This window comes from Thermostichus sp. MS-CIW-38 (assembly GCF_054058415.1).
In genome coordinates, this window is record NZ_JBSSAH010000011.1 from 13,602 (window position 1) to 36,631 (window position 23,030).

Below are 23,030 nucleotides of genomic sequence, written 5' to 3' on the forward strand. Positions count from 1 at the left end.
AGGGAGATGAGCCAAAAAATTGAAGAATTGTTTCAGGAAGGGATTCGGCGCTATGAATCCGGGGAAGCGGCCAAGACGTTAATTCCCTCTTTTGAGTCGATCTGTAAGGGATCCCCAAAGGCGGCGGCGGCTTGGACGTGCTTGTCCCGGCTCTACCTTCTGGAGGGGCAGGCGGAAAAAGCTCTGAAGGCCGCCCAGACTGCTGTGAAGTTGGATCCGGTGGATGCCCAGCCCCGTGTGAATCTGACCCTAGCCATGCTGGAGCTGAAAAAAACCGGGGTACGCCAGCAGGTGGAGGCCATTAAGCAAATCTTGGCACGGGATCCCGAGCAGATTGAGGGCGTCAAATCCAACCTGCAAGAGGGAGGGAACCGCCGTCCTGCTTGGCCCCACTTGAGCAAGATTTACAACTGGCTCTTTGAAGAAGATTAAGTGACCCTATTCCTTGTTTTGCAACAAGACTTTAGGAAAATCTAGAGCTTTTTATTTTAATCTACAACTCTTAGCGATGTTCTCATGGAGTTGGTGCTAAACTTCTTGTACCCAATAGCAATATGGGATCCATTTATCGATAGGGGTTAGCTCTCGTCGCTTCTCTTCCCCGGCCTCAGTTGATTGATGAGATTGAACTCCGGGCTGGCGCGAGATGCTTAGCTCGGCGGTGGCTGCACTTCATTATATTGCAGTGGTGTTGCACTGCCGCTGCTTCCATAGCCACTGAATCGAGTCCCGTTTTCCAACCTCACTTTTTTGACCCCTTTGACTGCAGATGGGAGGAACTTTAAGATGAACCGTCAGACCGTTTGGGTTAAGAGCGATACCCGAAACCACCAAGGCTATTTCATTCCCCAGTGTGAGTATACTTTGGTCGAGGCCGACCAAAACGGCTGGGCGCTGATCTGTGCGGACAATGCCCGCTGCTATTATGTGGATCCCGAACAACTCTGGTTTGAGGCGGGATGAGAACTGTTGCTGCCTATTCAGGGCTGCTTGACTTCGAGGGAGTTCTGTAGAAACGCGGGCTCCCCATCATACATTCTCCCCATGCCGTTGGGCAGGGTTTTTTTCATGGGATGAGGATTGGCCCGTCATGCCTGTACACAGAACGGGCTTTAGGCTGGTACCTTGGGGCTTCTTCGACCGCAACCCGACAATCAATCTAGCGGAGCCGGCCTGATACTCGACTGGAATCTGGTTCAAGTTCAACTTTCAATACAACTTTTTTCAATACAACTTTCAATACAGAGGGTCTGGTCTGTCCCAGGCCCTTTTTGACTGCCACTTAGGGAGATTCCCAGGGTTAACCCCGCTCTCGCATGGCTTCGGCCAGCAGCCGGGCCACTTCTGGTCGAGAAAACTCCGGCGGGGGCACTTCACCGCGGCGCAGCATTTCCCGCACCTTGGTACCTGAGAGGTGAATGCGCTGGTGAGGCTGGCTGGGGCTGGTCTTGGCCGTGGCCATGGTGCCGGTGACGGTGCAATAGAAAGCATGTTCAAACTTCAAGGGAATGATGCCCAGCTCCCCCGGCTGGAACTCATCGAAAATGTGTTGGGCATCGTAGGTACCGTAGTAGTTCCCCACCCCGGCGTGATCCCGCCCCACAATGAAATGGGTACAGCCATAGTTTTTGCGAATGAGAGCATGGAAAATAGCCTCGCGGGGGCCGGCGTAGCGCATCGACGCAGGATTGATGGCCAAGATCACCCGCTCCTTGGGGTAGTACTTTTCGATCAACACCTCGTAGCAGCGCATACGCACATCGGCGGGAATGTCGTCGCTTTTGGTAGCCCCCACCAGCGGGTGCAAAAATAGCCCGTCCACAATCTCCAAGGCACATTTTTGGATGTATTCATGGGCGCGGTGGATGGGGTTGCGGGTTTGGAAGCCTACAATGGTTCTCCAGCCTCTTTCCCGAAACAGGTGCCGCGATTGGGCCGGGTCAATCTGGTAGGCCGGAAAAAGAGGGTGGGGATCCCGCTGCAGGAGGGTGACGGGGCCGGCCAAATAGACGGATCCCTGCTCGTAGAGCACCTTTACCCCTGGATGCTGCTCATCGGTGGTGCGATAAACTTGCCGGGCTTCGCGGGTTTTGTCGTAGGTAAATTTCTCCGTCAGCTCCAGTAAGCCCAGGATCTTGCCCTCGGCACTGGCCAAGGCAATCATTTGCCCCTCTTTCAGACCCGCTGCCACTTCCGAGGAGACCGGCAAGGTGACCGGCAGCGACCAAGCCAAGCCATTGGCCAGGTGCATCGTTTCCAGGACGGCCTGGTAGTCTTCCCGCCCCATAAACCCCGTCAGTGGGCTGAAGCCCCCAATGGCGATCATCTCCAGATCCGATTGGGCCCGCTCGTCGAGATAGAGGATGGGGCAATGTTCTGCTTTGGAACGCAGCTCCTGCGCCTGCTCAGGCGGGGCAATGCAGTTGATCAGGGTGCCCCCGTGGGGCGGAATGGCATCACCAGCAGGGAGAGTCGATGGAGATTGGCTCATGAGAAGGGCACTGAGAACAAAGGTTATCCAATCCAATATCCAACTATCGGATCCCAGATCCCCAGAAAGTGGGGAAGAAAGCACAGGTCGGGCTGAAAGCAGGCGGGAGCAGAACAGATGAAGACCCCATCCAGGCTCACACCCTCAGGGATCCCTTCCATCCCAGTCAATCCAGCAGATAGGGAGGCATGCTTTCATCGGTGGCCGATACGTTGTCGAAGATGGGCCGATTCATGATCTTCTTTTGCGCGTGCAGAGGCGAGGATTGGGGTTTGGGCTGAATGATGGGGGCTTGCTCTTTGGGTTTCCGTAACTCCTGGATGGTTTTGGCCCGCTCGTCCGCAACCGCTTGCAACTGCGCCAGCGCCTTTTGCAATTCGTCCCGATGGGCAGTGACTTGCTGCAATTGAGCTTGCAGGGCAGAGACTTTGTTTTGGTAGTCTTGCAAGAGTTGTTGAGCTTCGGCCAGTTGGCTTTTGAGGGCTTCCATTTCCGGCGATTCTGGGGTTGGTTCTGAGGGAGACTGAGAAGACATCGTTGTCGGCTCCTCGCCTGTGGGAGTAGACTCTGCGGAGGTGGGCTCTGAACTGGTTTTAGCACCGGCCTTGCGCCGAATTCCGCCGGAGCGGCGGGAAATTTCCCCCGACGAAGGAAAGAGGCTACGGTCAGATCCGGTCACAAGAGCACCTCGTGTTCAACCAACTGTAGCAGCCGCTGACACACCGCCGACCCAGGCCGATAGTCCATCACCGTCAAGCCGTAGTCAAAAGCAATGCGCAAATCGCTGCTATCTGGAATAGTAACGGGTGAAAGCACATCCGCAAAAATCTGTTGCGCTTGCACATACAATTGCCCGGTATGGGATCCCGACCAAATGCCCCCCGGCAGATAGCGGTCATCCAGCATTGTCAAAATGGCGCGGGCTTGGCTTAGCTGGCCTTTCAGGGCCTCAATGTAGCGCAAGGTCACTTCCGTGCAGGAGAAATCGGCGCGGTTGAGCCGTGTCGGGATCAGTACCCGCTGGGCCACCTGCAGGGCATTGGCGGTGAGAGCATTCAGTTCTCCCGGCGTATCGAGAAAGATGAAGTCGTAGTCCTGCAGCAAGGGATCCAGTTGGCGCTGCAATAGATTCTGCCCCATCTCTCCGGCAGCAGCCAGTTGGGCCGCCACTTCCGCCATGGTGCTGTGGGAGGGCGCCACATCTACCCCCTTGTCGGTGCAGTAGATCACCTCTTCCAGAGGACGTTGGTGTTGCGGGTGTAAGCTGGCCCAAACCGTTTCCGGTGCCGGCAAGGATCCGGCCCCTTCCAGGTAAAGGTTGCTGGCAGTGGCCTGGGACGTGAGATCGATGAGCAAAACTCGGTATCCCCGTTGGGCCGTCAACTGAGCCGCGTGGACGCAGAGGGTGGACTTGCCGGTGCCCCCTTTGTTGTTGGTAAAGGCCAGGATGCGCGCCATCAGCTCCCCCCGTTTTGCCAACTTGTTCCCCTTTCCGAGCAGCCCGGCCAGATCCGACAGGACAGCCGTTTAGGTGGCCCCGCAGCAGTCTATGCTATTGGGTGTAGCCTGGTGGAGGACAACCATGCGCGATGTACTGGCGATCATCTTGGGAGGTGGGCGTGGCACCCGACTTTATCCCCTGACCAAGCGCCGCGCCAAACCCGCTGTGCCCCTGGCCGGCAAATACCGCCTCATCGACATCCCGGTCAGCAACTGCATCAACTCCGACATCGAAAAAATCTACGTCCTCACCCAGTTCAACTCGGCCTCTCTGAACCGCCACATCGTCAACACCTACCGCTTGTCTCCCTTTACAGGCGGCTTTGTGGACGTTTTGGCGGCCCAACAAACCCCTGACAATCCCGATTGGTTCCAAGGCACCGCCGATGCCGTTCGCCAATACCTCTGGCTGATGGACTCCTGGAAGCCGCGGGACTTCCTCATCCTATCTGGGGATCACCTCTACCGCATGGACTACCGCCCCTTCATCCAGCATCACCGGCAGGTTGGGGCCGATGTGACGCTGGCGGTGCTCCCCTGTGAAGAAAAAGTGGCCTCGGGTTTTGGCTTGCTCAAGCTTGGCGAGAACGGTTGCATTGTGGATTTCAAGGAAAAGCCAACAGGAGATCTGCTGAAAGCCTGTCAGGTGGACACCCAAGCCCTCGGCCTCAGCCCGGAAGAAGCCAAAGCCAAGCCCTACATCGCCTCCATGGGCATCTATGTATTCAAGCGAGAAGCTCTGATCGAGATGCTCAAAGTCAAGGAGCACACCGACTTTGGCAAAGAGGTGCTGCCGGCAGCCATCGGCAAGTACCATCTGCAAGCCTACCTCTTCAAGGGTTACTGGGAAGACATCGGCACCATCGAGGCTTTTTACCGGGCCAACCTGGCACTGGTGCAGCAGCCCAACCCGCCCTTCAGCTTCTTCGACAGCGAAATGCCCATCTACACCCGCCCGCGCTTTTTGCCCCCCAACAAAATCCTCGACTCCCAGATTGTCAACTCCATGATCGCCGATGGTTGCATCATCAAAAACGCCCAAATTCGCAACTCCATCATCGGCATTCGCAGCCGCTTGGAGGCCAACACCATCATCGAAAACACCCTGGTGATGGGAGCCGATTACTACGAGTCGGTAGAAGAGCGGCAGGCCAGGCTGGAGGAAGGGATCCCACCGGTGGGCATCGGGGCCAACTCCCACATTGTCAACGCCATCGTGGATAAGAATGCCCGCATTGGGCGCAATGTCCGCATCCTCAACAAGGATCACGTCACCGAAGCGCAGCGGGAAGAGGAAGGGATCTGGATCAGCAACGGCATCGTCACCATCATCAAAGACTCGGTGATCCCGGACAACACCATCATTTGAGGGGGGAGACAGGCTGGCCCTGGCCGAGAAGGGGGCAGGATGGGGCTGACAGGCCCTTGCGCAGAAACGGCGAGGCTTTTTCTGTTAAGATGGACACCGAGAGCTTTAAAACAAAAGACTGTGAGATCGCTGGAGTGTGTTTAGTAGAACTTCGCCCATTGCCGCTTTGGAAGTTTACGATCCGCAATTGATCTGCCGCTATTACCGCTGGCGCCTGCCCCAAGTGATTGGTCGGGCGCTGGCCATTCTCTGGCCTTTCTTGTGGTTTGTCCTCTGTTTGCGCTGGGATCAACTGTGGGGACACACTGATCGCAATGTGGGACGGCGCTCGGTGCAGTTGCGAAAGCTGCTCACCGACCTGGGGCCAACGTTCATCAAGGTGGGGCAGGCCCTCTCCACCCGCCCCGATCTGGTGCGCAAAGACTACCTAGAAGAACTCACCCAACTGCAAGATCAACTGCCGCCATTTCCTTCCGAGCAAGCATTTGCCCGCATCGAGTCAGAGTTGGGCCGTCCGATTGCCGAGATCTTTGCCCAGATCTCTCCAGAGCCGGTGGCTGCTGCCAGTTTGGGCCAGGTTTACAAAGCGCAGTTGCACAGCGGCGAATGGGTGGCGGTGAAGGTGCAGCGACCCCATCTGCGAGAGCAGTTGAGCCTGGATCTGTACCTGATTCGCTGGGCCTCGACATGGCTGGGCCCCTGGCTGCCCTTAAACCTGGGCAGTACTTTGACGGCGGTGGTCGATGAGTTTGGCCGCAAGCTTTTTGAAGAGATCGACTACCTGCACGAAGGGCGAAACTGCGAGCGCTTCGCCGAATACTTCCGCGACGATCCGGATGTGTACGTGCCGCGCATCTTCTGGGCTTACAGCACCCGCCAGGTTCTGACCCTGGAGTGGATCGACGGCATCAAGCTGACGGATGTGGAGCGCATTCGAGCAGCCAACCTGGAGGTGAAACAATTGGTGCGTATCGGGGTGGTTGCTGCCCTCAAGCAATTGCTGGAATACGGCTTTTTCCACGCGGATCCCCACCCAGGTAACTTGTTTGCCCTCACCGATGGCCGTATGGCCTACATCGATTTCGGCATGATGGATCAGCTTACCGAGGAAATGAAGGAGTACTTGGTGGATGCTCTGGTTCACCTGGTGGATCGCGACTACAACGCCCTGATCGATGACTTTATTCATCTGGGCTTTTTGCAGTCGGATGTCGGCCGCCAAGAGCTGATCCCCGCCTTGGAAAAGGTGCTGGCAGACGTGCTGACCCAAGAGGTGGTCAACTTTAACTTCAAAACGGCCACAGATCAGTTCTCCGACTTGATGTACCGCTACCCCTTTCAGGTGCCCTCCCACTTTGCTCTGGTGATCCGCTCTTTGGTGACCCAAGAGGGAGTAGCCCTCAGCCTCTATCCCCAGTTCCGCATCGTCGGTGTGGCCTATCCCTATGTGGCCAAGCGCCTGCTGACGGATGAATCGCCGCGTATTCGCCAACGGCTGCTGCAAGTGTTGATCAAGGATGGTAAGTTCCGCTGGAACCGCCTGGAGAACCTGATTCAAATTGCCCGCAGCGATGGGGGATTGGATTGGTTACCCACCGCCCAAACGGGTTTGCGCTACCTGATGTCGGAAGAGGCCCGCGATCTGCGTCGCCAGTTGGTGCTTTCCCTCACAGAAGATGATCGCCTTCACTTTGAGGAGCTGCAGCGTTTGTGGCAGTTGCTCAGCCCTGAACTTTCCCCAGCTTACCTCTGGCAGGCAACGCTGAGATCCCTACCCTCGACCGGCGATCTGCAACACACGTTTGCCGAGTTGAGGGAGCAGGTGCAAGCCCATCTGGAACATCTCAGCCGCTGGCGGCTACCTCAACCTTGGTCGGATTTGCTGGCAGGAGTGGGACAGGAAAGGTAGAACGGAAGAAGATGACTCAAGTTTATTGTTATTGAGCTGGACAAAAGCGTGGCAGATCAGAAAGGTGACTTCATTGCGGGTGTAGTGACTGGCGCCCTGTTGGGAGGGATCATCGGCGGGGTGATCGGGTTTGTGCTTGCCCCTCGACTCAGCAAGGGATCCGCCGAAGGCCAACGCCGGGATCCGGATCGTCTCAACGGCACCTCGGTAGCCCCTGAACGACCGCGCCTCAGTGCTTCGGGTGAGCCCGCCATGTCCAGCGACTGGAAGAAGTGGGAAAATGAGGCAGAACGAATTGCCCAAGCCCGCCGCACTCTAGAGGCCAAGATTGCCGAGTTAAACGAGGCGATTCAGGCCATGCGCACGCAATTGCTCGTCAAGGAAACCTCTTCCAGGGCTGTTGAGGAAAAGCCTTGAGCAGGGGATCCCTGTCCATGCCAAACTAGAGGCGGCAGCGGCTTTCCTCTCTAGGTTCTGCCATCCTCTCTCGGCTGAGTTGCGATCCTGGGCCAGGTCTGCCTCTGGCGAAGGTGCTTCAGCTTAATGGATGTTGAGTTAATCGAGTTGTTTCCCTACTTTTCCCAACCATGATGCTCAGTCACTTGTTGTCTCCTCTCGCTTGGGTGGACGGCCTCTCCCTGGGGTTGGTCTACGGCACTGCCGCGTCTTTGCTGTTCCGCTCCCTTTACCAGTTCATCGTCATTTACAATGCTCTGCTGATCGTGCGGATCTTGCTGAGCTGGTTCCCGCAACTGAACTGGTCTAACCCCATCCTGTCGGTGCTCAGCCAACTCACCGATCCCTATCTCAACCTGTTCCGCGGCATCATTCCCCCCATTGGCGGCTTGGACTTTTCCCCCTGGTTGGCCTTCATTTTGCTCAGCTTTGCCATGCAGGTGGTGGGCCAGTTTGCCTAGCTGCTGTAGCACTGGATTCCTCCTGAGGGGCTCGGATCCCCTTAAGATTGGGAGTCACTTTTTCGTTGCCCACCGTGCAGATCCCCGGCGTTGCCCACTACTGGCTGCTGAATGCTCAGGTTCCCCTGTCGGTACTGAAGGAGGCGGTGCGGGGGGCTGTCCCCAACCGCGATAACCTGGTGTTGCTGGATCTGGAAATTGAAGGGGGGCAGATCCGCCAAATCCGGCTGGCAACAGGGATCCCGCCCCAGGGGATCCCCAGCGTGGATCTAAGGCGGGGCCAAGTGTGGCCGTGTTTTGTGGACATCCATACCCACCTGGACAAGGGACATGTGTGGCCGCGCACCCCCAATCCCGATGGTACCTTTGCCGGGGCGAGGCAGGCCGGCCAGGAAGATTGGGTGAAGATGAAGCAAGCCTATGACGGGGATCCGGAGCAGTTTCGGGAGGATCTCTACCGTCGCTTCAGCTTTGGTTTGCGCTGCAGCTATGCCCATGGATCCCAGGCGGTGCGCACCCATCTGGCCTGTGAGAACCCTCAAGTTATGGGGGCCAACTGGGAGGTGTTTGTCCAGTTGCGCCGAGAGTGGGCGGGCAAGCTGGAACTCCAGGCGGTCACGCTTCTGAGCTTGGATACCTTTCTCACCCCTGCAGCAGAAAAGCTGGCGGACAAGGTGGCGGAAGTGGGCGGGATCCTAGGTGGAGTGGTGGCGATGGGGCCAGAGGTGGATCGACAGTTGGATCGGGTGTTTGCCCTGGCCAAGGAGCGGGGCCTGAATCTGGACTTTCATACGGATGAGACGGATGATCCCGGATCCCTCACATTGAGACACGTAGCAGCGGCGGCCTTGCGCAACGATTTTCCCCATCAGGTGGTGTGTGGCCATTGCTGTAGCCTGGCCGTGCAACCGCCGGAGGTGGCCCACAAGACTATGGCCTTGGTCAGAGAGGCGGGAATTGCCGTGGTCAGCCTGCCCATGTGTAACCTATATTTGCAAGCCCGTAACCCCGGCCATACCCCCCGCTGGCGGGGAGTGACGCTGTTGCATGAGCTGAAGGCTTTGGGCGTGCCGGTGATGATAGCCAGCGATAATTGCCGGGATCCCTTTTATGGCTTTGGGGATCACGATGGCTTGGAGGTGTTCCGGGAGGCCACCCGCATTTTGCACCTGGATACCCCCTATGGGGATTGGCCACAGGCGATTACCACCACCCCTGCCCGCATCATGGGCTTGACCGAGCGAGGGCAAATTGGGGTGGGGCTGCCGGCAGATCTGGTGCTGTTCAAAGGACGTGGCTTTGATGAGCTGCTTTCCCGTCCCCAGCATGACCGAGTGGTGTTGCGTCAGGGGCAGGCCATCGACACGACTCTGCCGGACTACAGCGAACTGGACGACTTGATGGAGAAGGTGGGGACAGCGCTCAGCTCCGAGAAGTAGAGCGGGGTCACAGTCGTTTCAAGTTAGATTAAGACACTTCCCAATTGCTCCTCTCTCCCTTTGCCTGGAGGTGGTGGTTGTGGCAGCGGCGCGGAACGCTGGGGCGGCACCGTGGAGCATGCCTCTAACCCCCAAAACCCTGAACTTTGCTGAATTTACTGAGCTTTAGGCGGTTTGGCAAAAGTCATTGAGAGGGATATAGTAGACCAAGTTTCCCCCTGATCCTTGAGTCCACCGCAACGGTTGCCGGGAAGTGAAGGGGGAAAGCGCTCGGGGGGTATTCCTCAGGGCTTTGCGGGATACCGCCTTCCTGCTCAGAGATAGGCAGGATGCGATCGCTTCTTTCCTGAACCATGTTCAGGAGAGTTCAGCGTGAATGTATCAGCTAGTGCACAATGCTAAGGAAAAAGTTTCATTCCCGCTTAAAAATGACTATGCGGATTGTCCTCGAACTCCAGGGTGCAGAACTTTAAGGTTCGGCAGTTTTCCGCTACCGTGCGCCTCACGCTCTCCGGTAAGCCTTCCGGTATTTCCGCGTCGATTTCCAGGGTAATTTTGACAGTGGCTCCTGGCAGATTGGTCAGGTGCCGGATGACCTCGTCGGCAAGGGTTGCAACATCTCTGTTGACCCGCAGGGGATCCATTTCCACCCTGCCGTAAAATCGCCTCGGCAACGCCGGCTGGGAAACTTGATTTCCTTGATTCGTAACTGGGGAATCCTCCTCGCCGGGGCCAGGAAGAGGCGGAGTGCTGTCTGGGAAGATGCAGGGCGCCTTTGGGGAAGGAACTTGAAGGGCTTCCAATTGACGGCGGGCAACCTCTGGCTTGACCAGCAGGCTGTTGGAACCGATGCTGGGCTTGACTATGGCTGCCACTTGCAAGCCGAGGTATTTGCCTTTGGACTCATCGAAGGCCTCTGCGTAGGCAAAGCTATCCTCCCAAGCAGTTGAGGCTACCCCGTCTTCTACAGCTCTTAGAAGAACGGATGGGTCTTTCAAGCGGGGTAGGTAGAGGTACTGGGCCAGGCATTCCCACAGTCGTTTGAGATCGATGTGATCAGCCTCGCGCCAGAGGAATCTATCCAGCGTATCCAGGCGGAGGGTGATGGCAGAGTAAGCGGTAACCAGATCCCCCTCGTGGACAGCTTTGCGGCTGGCTTGCAAAATGGGGGAATCTTGCCCCTGCAGTCGGCATTCTTTCCACTCTAGACTGCCTTGGGGATCAGGCTGGGCTGGGATCAGCAGCCATTGATAGGTTTCCCGCAGAGCAGCCTCAACAGCAGCCTCGGATTGGTGCAGCTTGGTATCGGCTTGGGCGGTTTGGAAGGCATCTAGGTTGAGGAGATCTTTGTCTTCCAGGATCCCTTTCCAAGCTAGGTATTGGGCGGTATTGTGTTCTAGGCTTTCCAGGCGGGTTTTGTCGGGCGCCAAAAACAGCAGCATGTTCCTGTAGTAGCGGGGGCCGCTGCCGCGACGCTGGAGGGCCTGCTCAGCCCAGACTCGCCCAGGGCTATCCTGGCTACCCCGGCTATGGGAATACTGAGGATGCAGGATCGCCAGCCGCACGCCTAAAGTGGGATCGTCGGGAATATCGGCAGTGGAGTCGGGGGCAACGTGAACGGCGCTGAACTCACCGCGATTTCTGTCGGCTTTGAGGCGCCGGATGATCTCTTGGCAGAGGGTGTGGGGCTCGTCCCTCAACAGTTGCTCGGCTCGCTCCTGAGCAGTGCGGTTGACGTTGGGCTGGGTGGAAATCCAGTAGCGACTGCCATCTCCGTATAGGTAAGTTGCCTGGTCGGATAGCCGCCGCAGGGCATCGCCGAAGGTGATGGGGTGTTCTCCCGGTTGCACGCAGCCCAGCTTGATGCGGCGCTCCTCAATGCCGCGGTTGGCGGCCCGCAGGGTGGGGGCGGATCCCATGTAGATGGTGCGGGCAACCCGGCGACAGGCGGAATACCGGCCCAGGTTGGGGTGATCTCGGTCGAGAGTCAGGGGCAGGGAAGTGGGGCCATCCACGTCTTTGTCGATTACCGGCAGCCAGTTGTCGTCTAGGTAGCGGGTCAGCTCTGCTTGTACCTGTTGATCGTCCATGGGGATGTGGGCGGGCAGGATCATCAGGCTGCGGTCATTTCGCTCCCAGAGGGTGTGGATGACCCTGGCCATCAGCCGTAGCACACCGCGGGTGCGTTGAAACTTGTCGAGAGTAGACCAGTCGGAGTAAAGGCGGTCAAACAGCTCTGGGTGAATGGGATAAGCAGCCTTGAGGCGGCGTTCGTAGTCACTTTCTTTGCACTCGCTGGGAAATTCCTGGCTTTGGCTGCGATAGAGATCCATGAACGCTTTCACCACGGCATCCCGCTGCACAAATAGCTCGGGATTGGTGAGGGGCTGAAACAGGCGGCGGCGGACAATTTCAAAGCTTTCTTCAGCGCTCGCGGGCCGCCAAGGGGATTCCACCCGGCCAATGGCATTTCTCAGGCGAACCAGAGCTTCTTTGCCCCGCTCCCCGCCAATTTCGATATCCGAAGAAGGAAGGCTCACCACCAGCAGTGTATCTTTTGCGTTCTTGGCCGATTCGCTCAGGGTTTGGGCAAAGGTAAACTGGGTGTCGAAACTGCCGCCGGCTAGGTCAGGGCTGTCGTGGAGTTGGCGAGCATAGGCCACCCACTCATCGATTAGGATCAGGCAAGGGGCATAGCGGTTGAACAAGACTTTAAGCGCATCGCCGGGGTTGGTGGAAGTTGCGTCGGCCTGCTGCACCCGCGCATAGCCTTCGGCACCTCCCAGTTGCCAGGCCAACTCCCCCCAAAGGGTGCGGATCAGGGGGCGGTTTTGCTGGGCGTGCTCAGGCTTGTAGGAGGGAATGCCGCTGGGCTGGAGCTTGTTCCCCACCAGGACGGCTATCCTGACGTTTTGAGGTGGTCTCTGCAGGCCGACGGCTTGGAGAAGAGACTCTGTGCCGGGTAGGGGGCCCTCACCCCTAGCCCCTCTTCCAAAGAGGTGGTAGAGGGCAAGCATGGCGTGGGTTTTGCCGCCGCCAAAGTTGGTCTGCAACTCTATCACGGGATCCCCCCCTTGGCCGCTGAGGCGCTTCAGGGCATTGGTGAGCAGTTGTTGCAATCCCTCGGTAAGGTAGGTGCGGCGGTAGAACTCGACGGGATCCCGGTACTCATCCGAACCTTCGCCCAGGTAGACTTCCCAAAGATCGGCGGCAAATTCGGCTTGTTGGAAGCGACCTGAAGCCACATCGGGGTGGGGAGTGGCAACCTCGCGCCAGGGCTTGAGGCCAGCCTGGGGCTGACCTTCTGTAGGGGATCCCATAGCGCGACGGCTTTCCCGCTTGGCCTGTTCTTCGAAGCGCAGTCGCAGTAGCTCTTGTTTTTGTTTTTCAACTTCGGCAGCTTGGGGGGCAGCAATGGCGCTCAGCAGTCGGGCAACGCTATCGAGGGCGCGATAGGCATCGTCAAAACCAAAAGTGCAGGTGTGGGCCCAGGTGTTGCGGGTATTGCGCAGCTCGCTGACTAGGGTGCGCTCCGCTTGTCCCAGAGTTTGCCTGAAGACGGTGTTCCACTGCTCCCACATGAGAGTCAGCAGCGCTAAAACATCTTCCTCCAGGATCTGCTCAGGACTTTTGAATTTGGGAGAGCGCTCGGGCAGGTTGTCGGCGACAACTGTCAGCCACTTCTCTCCATGGAAGGCTTGCATCTCCCGCACGACAAAAGGATAAAGCCCCTGCCGCAGAAGGTTGAGGGCGCGTCCAACTCGTTCGTGGTTGCTGATAGCCATAAGTGATTGAATGAAATTGAAGTTAGGGGGTGGGTCGATTATTTCCAGATTAAAGTGAGATCCACAACAAAGCCAGGGAGAACCGGATCCCCAGACAAGCTAGTAGGCCGCTCCAAAACTTGCACCAGCTGACCTGGGCGGTAGACGTAAACCCGCTGGCTTTCTGGATCGATCAGCCAGCCCAGTTGGGATCCGTTGTCCAGGTACTCCTGCAGCTTGGCCTGAAGGATAGCCAGCTCGTCAGTGGGGGACTTCAGTTCCAGCACAAGGTCGGGGCAAAGAGGAGCAAAGCGACGACGCTGCTCCGGGGTAAGCTGCTGCCAGCGCTCTTTGGCAATCCAAGCGGCATCGGGAGAGCGGATGGCCCCATTGGGCAGGGCAAAGCCCGCGGAAGAGTCAAAGACAAAACCTAAGTTCTTGCCTCGATTCCACTGCCACAGTTGGCCCAGCAGGTCGGCATTGCGGAATCCAGTTTCGCTGCCTGCAGGGGCCATGGCAATCAGTTCTCCTTGGGCAGTGCGTTCCAGGCGCAGCTCAGGATTTTGCCGGCAAAGCTGTTCGAAAACTTCATCGGTTAAATTCAAAGCCGGTTGCAGGTTGAGGGCAATCATAAGCTTTGCCTGCAGAGCAACTCAGGGCCCGGGGGCGCTACTCCCAGATTAAAGTGAGATCCACAACAAAGCCAGGGAGAACCGGATCCCCAGACAAGCTGGTAGGTCGCTCCAAAACTTGCACCGGCTGACCTTGGCGATAGACGTAAACTTGGCCCTTTTCTGGGTCAATTAACCAGCCCAGTTGGGATCCGTTGTCCAGGTACTCCTGCAGCTTGGCCTGAAGGATAGCCAGCTCGTCAGTAGGAGACTTTAGTTCCAGCACAAAGTCAGGGCAAAGAGGAGCAAAGCGACGGCGCTGCTCTGGGGTAAGCTGCTGCCAGCGCTCTTTGGCAATCCAAGCGGCATCGGGAGAGCGGATGGCCCCATTCGGCAGGGCAAAACCTGCAGAGGAGTCAAAGGCTACACCAAGCTGGGTTTGCCGGTTCCACTGCCAGAGCTGGGCGCTGAGGCTCAAGTTTTGACGGCTGCTTTCGCTGCCTGCAGGGGCCATGGCAATCAGTTCTCCTTGGGCAGTGCGTTCCAGGCGCAGCTCAGGATTTTGCCGGCAAAGCTGTTCGAAAACTTCATCGGTTAAATTCAAAGCCGGTTGCAGGTTGAGGGCAAGCATCATCTTCTTTGGGCAAAACTCTCAGAGTACGTGGCCTATGGCTCGTATTAATTCCCTAAGATGGAGCGTATTTTTTGGCGAAGGGCACGAAGGGCTGGACTTCTACCCAGATCTCGACTTTGGGCCAAGACTTCTGGCACCCACTCTAAAATCGGTAGCTGAGGAAAGGTTGGGCTGGTGGCAGAAGCCTGATATTGGCCGGATTGCAGGATGTAGATGGTTAGCTGGTTGCCTTGATAAACCCAAAGTTCGGGCACTCCTAGGCGGGTGTAAGCCTCAATCTGGGTTTTGGAAGTAACATCCACTTCGATGGCCAGATCCGGAGGCGGGTCAACAGATAGATCCAGCCGATCTTTGCCAATCACGGCCTGGTGATTTTGGATATAGAAGCATTCATCAGGTTCGATCCCGTAGTTCATTGCTTGCTGTTTGAAGGTAGCTGACCCAAAACATTCGCAGTCAACTTCCAGTTCCTCTAGCAAGATTTTGACAATGTCTCCAATGATGGATTTTTCTCGCTCATGCTTGGGTGAGGGCATTCTGATTTCCAATATCCCATCGCTGTAGGCAATGCGGCTGGCTCGCTTTTCGCCCAGCTCATCTAGGATGGCTTCAAAGTCTAACCAATTCAGATTGTGAATCAGCAGGCGCTGGCCGGGTGGGATGGTGAGTTGTCGAAGCTGGAGGGTGACCATCGTCTGGTTGGGTGTAAGGATAGAAATCTCTGAGGTCTTTTAGGCTTTGCTTCGCCCAGAGGTAGGGGGCTAAAGCAAGCTGGGCTGGAAAGGATCATGCTGCTTTTTCTTCATTTCGGATGCTAGCCGGTTAATTTCCGGCCAGGCAATGACGAGAGTGTTATAGGCTAGGGCTTCTTGAGTCCAGCCTTTCTTTTCGCAGAGGGTATAGAGCCGATAGGCCAGATCGCGGGCAACCGCACCTCTATCTCCCAAGACAGCCAGGAGAGCGGCGGCTTCCATTTCTCCTTTCCGATCGAGGGTGTGGATGAGGGTCTGGGTGATGAGCCAGGCGGAGGAAGCAAGGAGCAAGGAGAGGGAATCTGCTCCCTTTTCTTTTCTCTGGGCTATTTCCTCTCTTCTCAACAACCGCACCTTGCCGGCCTTGGCTTCTAGGATCCCAAGTTCCTCAAGGGACTCAATGCTGACGTTTCTGGCCTTGCTGAGGACTTCTGCTTCCCCGTAGGGGCCTGGCTCAAATTGATATTGGGCAAACCAAGTGGTGGCCCAGCGGCTGCCCTCATCCAATTCCCCTTCCTGTTCGCTGAGATATTCATCTAGGTACTGGTTGATCAGCTGCAGGGCAGTGCGGACGGTCAGGGGCGAGCCATCGCTTTCCAAAACTGCAGCGTAGCGGGAATAGATGGCCATGCCGGGGCCGATGCTGGCTTGGGCCAAGTCCACAGGAGCAATGCTGCCCTGCTGCAGAAGTTTAAGCGCCTTGGGCAGCTCGCGCTTCAGCTCGGCAAGGAATTGGCGACGGGTAGCCTTGGGCGCATCGGCAGGACGAGGACGGCAGACTAGAACGATGGAGGAAGCGAGGGCGTTAGTGTCAGATGCAATCATGCGGTTAGCGAGTTCGGTTCGCAGAGGCCAAGTGCCGTCAATGGTGAACCCAGCCCTGATCAAGCCTTCGAGCATGGTTTCCCAACCCGTAGAGACTCGGCCACTCATGCGCTCTGGGCTCTCACCCCTGGCTCCCCTACCAGTACGGGAGAGGGGGATAGGCTTGTCCGTGTCATCATCCTCTTCATCTTCCCCTTGTCCTTGGGGAGAGGTGTCTTCTTCCGTTTGCTTAAAGGCGTAGTAAACCGTGAGCGGGTAATCGGCATGAGAAATGCCGCGAATTCGGTTAAAAGCCTTACTTAATCCTGCCTCGAAGAACTCTTTAGCCTTTTGCTTGTCTCCACTAAAACGGTAGGGAGTAGCTACCAACTCTTGATCCTTGGGAGCCAAAAGAGTGCTAAAAAGATCGGGGTATACAGAGTTGAGACAACGGCGCAGCCAAACATAGAAGAAGTCTGATAAATCGGCATAGCTAATGTTGTCATAGTAGGGAGGATCAGTGGAGATAATTTTGGGGATGGTGTCCTGAAGGTGAGGGACTGTTGTGTCGTGTTGGGTGACTTGAGCATTCATGAAGTTAGAGGATTTTTCCACTACTTTCCAAACCCAATCTACACAAGCTATCCAATTTCCAGTTGATTCACTGAAGGGGCAGCATTCTGCATAGTCCCAAACCATTGGAATAGCTTGTCTTCCAAATGTATTCCGAACTTTTGCATATCCAACATCCCAGCTACAAATTGCTGAGCATCTATCTGCTAATCGATCGACAGCAAACGCCAAATAAACGCTAATCGCCTCTCCATAGGCTCTAGCTCCTGTTCCACCCTCAGCCAAGGGCACATCGTCATTGGGGAGTCCGGCGGCAGTCGCGTCAGCGGTGCGTACCACCTTGGCATCGGCAATGGCTTTTTCCCGTGCTTCCGCCACCAAGTCGCTGAAAGTGGTGAGGGCCACCAGTTGCCGAGGTGTGAAGAGGTCGGCAAAAGTATTCATTCCGTATAACGGAACACTAACTCGGCATTTACCTTGTAATTCTCCCAATGGCTTCCAAGTAGGTTGTGCTGATTCAGCAATTTCAACGTGTTCTTGTTGAGGTGATAGATACACCCTGCCATTTTGTCCCTCCGCCACAATGGCCATCAGTTGCGCTCCCATACGTCCGGCGCGGCCCTCTTGGCGCACATACTCCAAAGCTACAGGTGTTCCGCAGGCAATGCAGCGTGCTCCTTTGCGGCCTACGGTTCCCTCCGGCGCTTTGCCCTTACCTGACCTGACCACAAACCGGATCGAGGGAGCAGAAGCGTTCTCTCCCCCATTCACCACCACTGGCTCTACCCAAGCCTCTTTCCCCTTCTTCGTCGAAAGCTGAAACGATCGCACCAAGGGCATCTGACAGCGGCAGGCTGGATTTGGACAGGTCACCGTCCGCGCCCACAACCAGGCAATCACCGTCAACTCCTCTGTGCCTAAGGGGTTTGAACAGGGAGGATAGAGATGTCCAATGCGCTCAAAGGCTTGTTTCCGCATCCAAGCCCCGTAATACCGGACATCTGCTGCCAATCCTTGGGCACCCCGCCAGGCTGAGATGTGCTTCTTGGCCCGATCTTCAGGGTTGATGGGGGCCTTGTCCTTAAACTTCGGCGGAATCTCAATCAATGCTTTGTTGATCAGCACCGCCACCGGGTTGAGATCGCTGGCATGGGCCTCTAACCCCAAGCGCTGCGCTTCCAACGGGATGGATCCGCCACCGGCAAAGGGATCGTAAACGGGCGGCGCGTACTTGGCGATGTATTCTCTAACTGCTGCCGGATCCGTAGGGGGCTCTTCTCCTCGATCCCAGGCCAGACATCGGGCAATCTCTCGCTGCGCTGCCTCCAGCACGCCGGAGTTTGGATCGTTCACGTCATCCCAGGACACCAGACCCCGCACGACCCGCTTCCCCTGTTCGATCTCTATGCGGCCCAGGATGTTGAACAGCCGCTGCCGCTCTCGCTCTTGGTCGGCCTCGGTGGGGAACTTGTCCGGCCAACTGGAAGGGTCATCGACCAGGGAAGCCCAGAGCACTGCCCGACAGGCTGCTAGGGGTCGCCGCGCCCACCAGAGATGTAGGGTGCTGGGGTGACCATGGCGGATGGATTTCTCGCGAGCCGATTCCAGATTGATGGCTTCGAGGGGCAGGGCAACTTCAATCAGCTTCTTGCGGCGGCTCATTAGACAAAGGTCAGCTAGAAATTGCAGGAGCCCCGCACTGTACCCGTAGGGTCGGTGTCGGGAGGAATGCTATAATAATACTGCGGACACCAGAAACGGTTGTTTAAGGCACTGGTAACGGTCGATTGGGGGTGCTGTAAACCACCCCAGAGGTCAAGCCTACGGCTCGCTTCGCGAACGTGGTTGGCTTGCTAACTGCAGGGCTACTAAAAGCCCGCTTCGTACCGCCTAGCGGTTGGTGTCGGGTAGTTTACTCGGGTTAAACAGGCTGCAGTTTAGAGTTTAGTCTGAGGGGAAGGCGGGCTCAACGAAAAGATGGCTCCAGCCTGTTCAAGAACAAGTGACATACTCCCATCACTGACCCTACAGGTACAGCGTGGGCTTCGCGCTTCATCGGGGAGCCTTCGCAAGAACCCTCCACGCGCAGACACGGAATGCCCTACCGCGTAGTTGTACCAGATTCCGGCAACGCCGTTTTATACAACTACTCCCATCATACATCATGTGGGGGTATCTGTATCCCGACACTGACACTACGGGTACAGTGCGGGGCTTAGCTACCCCACGCCCCCACAAGCTAAGGCATCTTGATTTTGGACAAGCCATGTTGGGCTGCAAGACAACTCGCTGACCTGCTGGAACATGGATTTGCCGCAATTCCAGTAGCATGAATTCATCCTACCAATGAAAGTTAGTATCTATTTGGGATCCCTTCCTCGATTCCACAATTCTTTCCAATCATAGTTGACGCTACTGGCCCCAAAATCCGGCTCCCGTTGAAAAGGCCGCCGCACATACCGCACCTGGCAGCCTTCGCCCGGCACGGTGTAGGTGCCTGCAGGGGTCTTTACCCTGAAGGCATCCCCTTCTGGAAAGGCGGGATCGGCTGGCACTTCTACCAAAGCCAGGATGAAATGGTCGGGTTTGTTGAGAGCTGTCAAGATTTCATTTTTGGTAACGGTTACCGTCTTTGCTCCCTCAACTCTGCCTTTGACTTCAATGAAGCGAAGGCCTTCCCTTCCAGCGGATTCGATATCATAGCCCAGGTTTTCAGCGCTGACATCACGAGGTTCGTAGCCCAACGCCCGCTCTATGGCCATAACGGCAGCCATTGCTGCTTGTTCTACTCGCCGGGTTTCGCGGGCAAAGGTGGTAGGGGTTGACCCTCGCTTGCCCTGTAGCCGCTGCAGCAGTCCGATGGGGATCACCAAGGCTTTCCCGGTTACCACCGGCGGCAAGGAGGATAGCTGGCGCTCCTGCTCCAACTCCGATAGGCGCTTCTGAAGGCGATCCGCCAACTCATCCGCCCGCTGCTGAGCCTTGGCAGAGTTGAGCTTGGCGTTGGGCCTGCCGGCTTGCTCTTGCGGCCGCAACTGTGCAGCTTGATGATCCCAGTAGTTAATTTCTCGGGTGAGGCGATCTTTAACAGCCAGCTCCGTCTTGTTGATCAATTCTTCCCGCTGAGCTTTGATTTCCTGGAAATGCTGGGGAACTAAACGCTCAATGGCGTAAGCGATGGCTTGGCTTTCTACCTCTGAAGCCGAGAGCTGGGGGATGTGGGATCCAGCTTTCGCTTTCACAAGGTCGCGCTCTGCGGGAGTTAGGGGCCGGTAGTCCAAGTAGGGAGCATAGCCGGCGCTTCTTACCCTGACGCTCTCTCCTCCTCCTAGCCCTTGGGGAGCGGGGAGAAAGATCTCCACATATTGCATCCGTCGGGAGATAACCCGTCGCTGGCCATTTCGGTCTAGGCGCCCATCCTGAAGGGCATGCTCTAGGTACACCAGTATCCGTGGTGTTTCGCCGGGATCGTTTTCATCGACGAGGATGGATCCCTGTCTGAGCAAATCTCGGTGTTGCTCCAAAACCAAGTCCAGAGTGGCATCCAGCAGGGGATGGCCTGGGCAGATGAACTCTGCCGGGGGCTTGTTGGGGACGCTGATGAGGTTTTTGTTAAAGGTAATCCGCTCGTATTTTTTTAAGATGGGTGCGCCCAACCCAATCTGGCGGTCGCGATTGCGAATTGCTGCCGGCACATGGGTAATTTCATAGCGTTTGGGTTCCCGCTCTCGAATGGTGCCACCCAAGCGTTGAAAAGCTTCTAGGAAGAAGGAGGCAATGAAATGAGGCTGGAGCTTGCGGGCCTCGGCTCGCTCCATTTCCGCCCGGATTTGCTGCACTTTGGTCGTATCCATCGAGTCGTGGGCCAGGGCGCGTTCTGCCAGGAGTTCCCTGAGCCGCTCGTGGTCTAGGCGATCTGCAATCACTTGATTGAGTCGGGCCTTGACCTCTGGACGATCCCCGTAGCGAATGGCCTCGATCAGCAGCTCTCGCAGTTCTTGACCGGCAATCGCTTTGCCCAGGACATCGAAGACCTTGCCCCCCAAGGCCCTTTGCTCGATTTCTATTTTTTTCAGCAAAGCCAAGTAGACATCTCCTTCCCGCGTTTCCTCGGCCACTAGGTTCCACAGGTGGCAGACCTCGGTTTGACCAATGCGGTGAATTCTCCCAAAGCGCTGCTCCAGGCGGTTGGGGTTCCAAGGCAGGTCGTAGTTCACCATCAGGTGGGCCCGTTGAAGGTTGATCCCTTCTCCCGCAGCATCGGTAGCAATGAGTACTTGAACGGCGGGATCCTGTTTAAAGGCTTCCTCGGCTTTTTTGCGCTCTTCTCGACCCATGCTGCCGTGAATGGTGATCACCGCTTCCGGTTGGCCCAGCAAGTTCCCCACTCGGTCAGCCAGATAGTTGAGGGTATCTCGATGTTCGGTGAAGATAACCAACTTGCGCCGATGTCCGCCGGCATCAAACATCTCCCCCTGATTTTGCAAGAGTTTCGATAGCTCCTCCCACTTGCGGTCTTTGCCGCTACGTCTCACTTGCAAGGCTAATTTTTCCAGCTCCTGCAGCCGCTGAATTTCTGCCTGCAGCTCGACAATTGTGCGGGCGGCAGTTGCCTGATCTACCAGCTCTTCTTCTCGCGGTTCCCGCTCTTCAGCAGGGCAGTCTTCAAAATCCTCATCCCAGCCTTCTTCGTCTAGCAGGGAAGTGGTAAAAGCAAGGTTGTCTCCCCGGCTGCGCAATTGTTCTTCCTTTAGCTTCCGCTGCAGTCTCTCTCGTCTTCGCAGCAAGGATTGGTAGATCGCTTCTGGAGAAGAGGCTAGCCGACGTTGCAGGATGGTTAAAGCAAAACCGACCGTCCTTTTGCGGCTACCTTGCTCTAAAGCTTCCGCGCGGTTAAACTCTTCGCGCACGTAATCGGTCACTTCCTTATAGAGCCTGGCTTCCAGGTCAGACAAGACGTACTGGACGGTGTAAGCTCGCCGTTCGGGAAAGAGAGGCTTGCCATCGAACTTGAGCAGGTCTTCTTTCACCAGCCGCCGCATCAAATCCGAGGCATCACAGGTATGAACTCCATCTCGGAATCTCCCCTCAAAGCGATCCCCATCCAGCAAAGCCAAAAAAAGCTGAAAGTCTTCTTCTCTACCGTTGTGGGGAGTGGCTGTCATCAGTAAAAAGTGGCGTGTTAGCTGCGAGAGCAACTTGCCCAGCTTGTAACGCTTGGTTTCTTTGATTTCTCCCCCAAAGAAGGATGCGGAGAGTTTGTGGGCCTCATCAACAATAACCAGATCCCAATCAGTTTGCCTCAGTTTCTCCTGCAGGGCCTCATCTCGGCTGAGCTTATCGAGGCGGGCAATGAGAAGAGGTATCTCCAGGAAAGGGTTGCCAGTTCGGGCGGCTTGAATGCGATCGTTGGTCAAGATCTCAAAGGGCAAATGAAACTTTTGCACCATCTCATCTTGCCACTGCAGCGTTAGACTCCCCGGGCAAACGATGAGACAGCGGTGCAAGTCACCTCGAATCAATAGCTCTCTAACCAAAAGCCCTGCCATGATGGTTTTGCCGGCACCTGGGTCATCGGCCAGCAAAAACCGCAGCGGCTGCCGCGTGAGCATTTCCCCATAGACGGCGCTGATCTGGTGGGGCAGGGGTTCTACCAGAGAGGTGTGAACGGCCAGCAAGGGATCAAACAGGTGCGCCAGCCGAATCCGATAGGCCTCTGAAGCTAGGCGAAATAAGGCGCCGTCTCCCTCGAAGTTGCCAAGGGATCCCTCGGCTACCACCTCTAGGGTTGGCTCTTTATCCCGAAACAGAAGCTCTGAATGGAGACGCCCCTGAGTGTCTTTGTAGATGGCCTCGATGGTGCTGCTGCCGTACCACCTCACACTCACGATGGCAACGGTTTGATTGGGCAGGATCCCTTTGACCTTGGCGCCAGGGGTGAGATCTTCCAGTCGAGCCATAAACTGCGGGTTTCCAGAGCTGCGAGCGGAGCCTGTTCCAGCTCCCCATTGCTATGTTGCGCTCACTTCCAGCTCTTTTCCCACAGCAAAAGTCCCCTTCTTCCATAAAAGGAGACAGCAGTTTGGAGTTGGCAAGCGGCTTCACGACGGTTTTAAGCCGGTTTTAAGTCCTGATACATTTACGCTGAACACTGCTGAACATCACTGTTCAACTATGCAGCGATAGCATTCTGTTTGTTTCCATTCGCGTTAGCGGGACGGAGTCCAAACAGAATGGCGGTATCCCGCAAAGCTTTGAGTAGAATAC

16 protein-coding genes and 1 pseudogene are annotated in these 23,030 nt (G+C 56.4%); 8 read left to right on the top strand and 9 right to left on the bottom strand.

Annotation, left to right across the window (positions count from 1 at the left end):
- The first annotated feature begins 6 nt into the window (after positions 1-6).
- From ACVWXZ_RS05840 to ACVWXZ_RS05850, 3 genes and pseudogenes are all read left to right on the top strand, one after another.
- On the top strand, positions 7-432 hold the full coding sequence (locus ACVWXZ_RS05840; protein ID WP_457440657.1) for a hypothetical protein: 426 nt from the start codon (positions 7-9) through the stop codon (positions 430-432).
- 354 nt (positions 433-786) lie between these two features.
- A complete protein-coding gene (locus tag ACVWXZ_RS05845; RefSeq protein WP_414332524.1) occupies positions 787-963 on the top strand; it encodes a hypothetical protein in 177 nt (58 codons plus the stop codon).
- A gap of 112 nt (positions 964-1,075) precedes the next feature.
- Positions 1,076-1,177 (top strand): annotated as a pseudogene (locus ACVWXZ_RS05850) (copper amine oxidase); the annotation flags it as partial.
- A gap of 123 nt (positions 1,178-1,300) precedes the next feature.
- On the opposite strand, the gene sat reads toward ACVWXZ_RS05850, so the two are convergent.
- The 3 genes from sat to ACVWXZ_RS05865 form a co-directional block, all read right to left on the bottom strand.
- The gene (gene sat, locus ACVWXZ_RS05855; RefSeq protein WP_457403649.1) at positions 1,301-2,491 is read right to left on the bottom strand and encodes a sulfate adenylyltransferase; all 1,191 of its coding nucleotides are present in this window, start codon (positions 2,489-2,491) and stop codon (positions 1,301-1,303) included.
- A 166-nt stretch (positions 2,492-2,657) separates the two neighbouring features.
- Entirely contained in the window at positions 2,658-3,026 is a 369-nt protein-coding gene (locus ACVWXZ_RS05860; RefSeq protein WP_457403648.1) for a hypothetical protein, read from the bottom strand.
- A 140-nt stretch (positions 3,027-3,166) separates the two neighbouring features.
- Positions 3,167-3,949, bottom strand: coding sequence for a ParA family protein (locus tag ACVWXZ_RS05865; protein WP_457482275.1), 783 nt, complete (start codon positions 3,947-3,949; stop codon positions 3,167-3,169).
- A gap of 124 nt (positions 3,950-4,073) precedes the next feature.
- Here ACVWXZ_RS05865 and ACVWXZ_RS05870 point away from each other — a divergent pair, with 124 nt between their 5' ends.
- From ACVWXZ_RS05870 to ACVWXZ_RS05890, 5 genes are all read left to right on the top strand, one after another.
- A complete protein-coding gene (locus tag ACVWXZ_RS05870; protein ID WP_457403645.1) occupies positions 4,074-5,360 on the top strand; it encodes a glucose-1-phosphate adenylyltransferase in 1,287 nt (428 codons plus the stop codon).
- 136 nt (positions 5,361-5,496) lie between these two features.
- Positions 5,497-7,269, top strand: coding sequence for an ABC1 kinase family protein (locus ACVWXZ_RS05875; protein ID WP_457482276.1), 1,773 nt, complete (start codon positions 5,497-5,499; stop codon positions 7,267-7,269).
- A 48-nt stretch (positions 7,270-7,317) separates the two neighbouring features.
- Complete coding sequence (locus tag ACVWXZ_RS05880; protein WP_457482277.1) at positions 7,318-7,686, top strand: hypothetical protein; 369 nt, start codon at positions 7,318-7,320, stop codon at positions 7,684-7,686.
- A gap of 170 nt (positions 7,687-7,856) precedes the next feature.
- Positions 7,857-8,186 (top strand): YggT family protein, encoded by a 330-nt coding sequence (locus ACVWXZ_RS05885; RefSeq protein ID WP_011432695.1) that lies wholly within the window; start codon positions 7,857-7,859, stop codon positions 8,184-8,186.
- A gap of 74 nt (positions 8,187-8,260) precedes the next feature.
- Positions 8,261-9,625 (top strand): cytosine deaminase, encoded by a 1,365-nt coding sequence (locus tag ACVWXZ_RS05890; protein WP_457482284.1) that lies wholly within the window; start codon positions 8,261-8,263, stop codon positions 9,623-9,625.
- A gap of 422 nt (positions 9,626-10,047) precedes the next feature.
- Here the strand turns inward: ACVWXZ_RS05890 and ACVWXZ_RS05895 are convergent, their stop codons facing one another.
- The 6 genes from ACVWXZ_RS05895 to ACVWXZ_RS05920 all read right to left on the bottom strand — a co-directional run bounded on the left by ACVWXZ_RS05895 (position 10,048) and on the right by ACVWXZ_RS05920 (position 22,723).
- Entirely contained in the window at positions 10,048-13,410 is a 3,363-nt protein-coding gene (locus tag ACVWXZ_RS05895; RefSeq protein ID WP_457441301.1) for a Swt1 family HEPN domain-containing protein, read from the bottom strand.
- A 38-nt stretch (positions 13,411-13,448) separates the two neighbouring features.
- Positions 13,449-14,021 (bottom strand): Uma2 family endonuclease, encoded by a 573-nt coding sequence (locus ACVWXZ_RS05900; RefSeq protein WP_457441299.1) that lies wholly within the window; start codon positions 14,019-14,021, stop codon positions 13,449-13,451.
- A 37-nt stretch (positions 14,022-14,058) separates the two neighbouring features.
- Complete coding sequence (locus tag ACVWXZ_RS05905) at positions 14,059-14,631, bottom strand: Uma2 family endonuclease (RefSeq protein WP_457441355.1); 573 nt, start codon at positions 14,629-14,631, stop codon at positions 14,059-14,061.
- Between the two features lie 47 nt (positions 14,632-14,678).
- Complete coding sequence (locus ACVWXZ_RS05910) at positions 14,679-15,326, bottom strand: Uma2 family endonuclease (protein ID WP_414329080.1); 648 nt, start codon at positions 15,324-15,326, stop codon at positions 14,679-14,681.
- A 69-nt stretch (positions 15,327-15,395) separates the two neighbouring features.
- Positions 15,396-18,425, bottom strand: coding sequence for a DUF1156 domain-containing protein (locus tag ACVWXZ_RS05915; protein ID WP_457441296.1), 3,030 nt, complete (start codon positions 18,423-18,425; stop codon positions 15,396-15,398).
- Between the two features lie 698 nt (positions 18,426-19,123).
- Entirely contained in the window at positions 19,124-22,723 is a 3,600-nt protein-coding gene (locus tag ACVWXZ_RS05920; protein WP_457482278.1) for a helicase-related protein, read from the bottom strand.
- Positions 22,724-23,030: the final 307 nt, after the last annotated feature.